The organism is Corynebacterium sp. HMSC074E01, from assembly GCF_001808885.1.
In the GTDB taxonomy this organism is placed as follows: Bacteria; Actinomycetota; Actinomycetes; order Mycobacteriales; family Mycobacteriaceae; genus Corynebacterium.
The window spans coordinates 11,626-12,632 of record NZ_KV794838.1; the positions used below are offsets into that span (position 1 = coordinate 11,626).

Below are 1,007 nucleotides of genomic sequence, written 5' to 3' on the forward strand. Positions count from 1 at the left end.
CAACAACCTTGTCACCAGGCTTAGCGTTCTCATCGATGTCGACAATCAGCTTGCCGTTCTTATCGATCTCAGCCTTATTCGGGCCCTCGGTCTCAACCGTGGTGCCATCCTCAACCGGACCACCAGTGTTCGGGATTTCAACCTTGTCGCCAGGCTTACCCTTGCCGTCCTTCCAGTCCGGCTTGTCAGCAGGAGCATCCGGCTGCTCAACCTCAACCTCGACGCGGTCGATCTGCTTGCCGTTCTTGTCCTTGACAACGACAACAACCTTGTCACCAGGCTTAGCGTTCTTATCGATGTCGACAATCAGCTTGCCGTTCTCACCGATCTTAGCCTTACCCGGGCCTTCGGTCTCAACCGTGGTGCCATCCTCAACCGGACCACCAGTGTTCGGGATTTCAACCTTGTCGCCAGGCTTACCCTTGCCGTCCTTCCAGTCCGGCTGCTCAGCAGGCGCACTCGGCTCGGTAACAGTCACGGTCGAGTCGTCGATTGTGTTGCCTTCCGGATCCTTCACCTCGACAACAACCTTGTCACCAGGCTTAGCGTCCTCATCGATGTCGACAACCAGGTTGCCGTTCTTATCGATTTCAGCCTTACCGGGGCCCTTTACCTCAACCGTAGAGCCTTCCGGAACATCGCCACCTTCATTCGGAACAGTAACCTTGTCACCCGGCTCACCTTCACCGTCTCCCCATTCAGGCGTCGAATCAGGGTCGGTGACAGTCACCGTGACATCAACATTGTCCGTCGAGCCATCCGGGTAAGTCACAACAACCGGAACAGTGATCTTGTCACCAGGCTTGGCATCCTCCGGAATCTGAACCTTCAGCGAACCATCCTCGGCGACCTCAACACCATCCTTGTCCGTGGCGAACTTGGTGCCTTCCGGAACAATGACCTTGTCTCCGTCCTTGTTAGTAAAGGTCGGAGCATCAACCGGCGCGGTGGTACCAGGCTGGCCAGCACCATCGTTGTACTTCGGCTCAACCGTAGCAGCGGTGGTG

Annotated in this window: 1 protein-coding gene; it reads right to left on the minus strand. The window is 56.5% G+C overall.

Annotated elements, in window-relative coordinates:
• On the minus strand, positions 1-1,007 hold a 1,007-nt coding region (locus HMPREF2537_RS04115; protein ID WP_210383616.1), incomplete at both ends, for a YPDG domain-containing protein.